We start from the raw sequence: 1,342 nt of genomic DNA, 5'->3' as shown, positions 1-1,342 counted from the left end.
TTCATCTTTCAACTCATTAATTCTTATTGGCTAAAAATGCCCGAATTCGTTTTCGTTTCCTTAATTAAAGAAAGAACTTTTTTCCCTACCAAATGCTTTGTCCTTTGAATTTAAATGCTTGGTAACGTGTGGAACATGGTGCGTTTGGATTTTTGAAACCTATATTTTCCAACCTACCACTCACTTTATTTATAGCTAATATCGTCATTTATTGCTCTAATTTCCAAATGCACTATGTTTTTTGTTGTGCCTCGTATTTGTTATTCAATTCTTTATAAATCTGCCATATTAGAAATAGAGCAATTCCTGTTTCTGCACTGAAGAAAGTAATAACAACAATAAGCCAATCAACAACTTTTTTCTGTTTTGAATCAACCAAAATAAAAACCACAAAAATCAAATTGATTATAAATGTCACGGCTGTAATAATTGATTGAATGGTATTAACTGTTTCCGCCATCATTTCAGGATTTGAATAAATTGAATAATACAATTTCAATCCATAAGGCTGTGCAAAACGAACTAATGCAATATATACCAGAAGCAATATTGAATATTTTGTCAGTAATTTTTGAATTCTCATAATTTTATTTTTACCAAATAATTAACCAATACATTATTGTTTGTTCTTCATTATCGAAAGAATATCCTTTTGAAAATCCATTTCTCCATTTTTCCGGATATTCTACTTTCGCTACTAGATTTTCATTAGTTAGAAACACACCTGGCTGAAAATCAATAACAGCAATTTCAACATTATCTTGAATTTTCCAATCATCAATCTTTCCATCATAATCGTATAAAGCTGTCAGCGGAATAGGAGTGATTGAATTACAATCATATTTCTTATTGAGTTCATTTGAATAACTAATAATTAAAAAGCAGCTATCCATTGCTTCTTTAACAGTCTTTACTTCTCCTATTAGTAATTGCTTTAGTTCAATAAATTCCTCTTTTGACGCTATTTTTATTGTTAAGCTTAAATCCGCATAATTATTCCTTTTGTTGATATATTTTGCAGAACCGAAAGCTGCAGCTACAAAATTATTTGGTATTTTTTTTGGAAAATGATTAACTAATTCTTGATTAAACGATTTATAACTTTCAATATACTGTCCTTGCATTTCAGGATCATTCATATTCAAACAAGAACCAAAAATCAGAGTTAATATTGAGATATAGAGTATTTTTTTCATTTTTTAATTATATGAGGCACAACGTCCTAGGCTATGCATAGTGTGGTTTTCAAAGCCATTATCTATCTGCCTACTCCGATGTTTATTTTATGTTTATATGTTCTATTCTACTACAAAACCCACATTATGTATGAGCCTCTGTTGCC

General features: G+C 29.5%; 2 protein-coding genes. Both read right to left on the bottom strand.

Annotation, left to right across the window (positions count from 1 at the left end; all coding sequences use genetic code 11):
- Positions 1 to 232: 232 nt before the first annotated feature.
- Positions 233 to 583, bottom strand: coding sequence for a DUF2834 domain-containing protein (locus HNS40_RS22355; protein WP_172284927.1), 351 nt, complete (start codon positions 581 to 583; stop codon positions 233 to 235).
- 10 nt (positions 584 to 593) lie between these two features.
- The gene (locus HNS40_RS22350; RefSeq protein ID WP_172284926.1) at positions 594 to 1,196 is read right to left on the bottom strand and encodes a hypothetical protein; all 603 of its coding nucleotides are present in this window, start codon (positions 1,194 to 1,196) and stop codon (positions 594 to 596) included.
- Between the last annotated feature and the right edge of the window lie 146 nt (positions 1,197 to 1,342).

It is taken from the genome of Lentimicrobium sp. S6 (assembly GCF_013166635.1).
GTDB lineage: Bacteria > Bacteroidota > Bacteroidia > Bacteroidales > UBA12170 > UBA12170.
This window is presented reverse-complemented; position numbering and strand designations above follow the sequence as displayed.

What these genes read in the sequence shown, in the direction of transcription:
- HNS40_RS22355 (WP_172284927.1), bottom strand. Translation starts at nt 583, where the DNA reads ATGAGAATTCAAAAATTACTGACAAAATATTCAATATTGCTTCTGGTA.
- HNS40_RS22350 (WP_172284926.1), bottom strand. Translation starts at nt 1,196, where the DNA reads ATGAAAAAAATACTCTATATCTCAATATTAACTCTGATTTTTGGTTCT.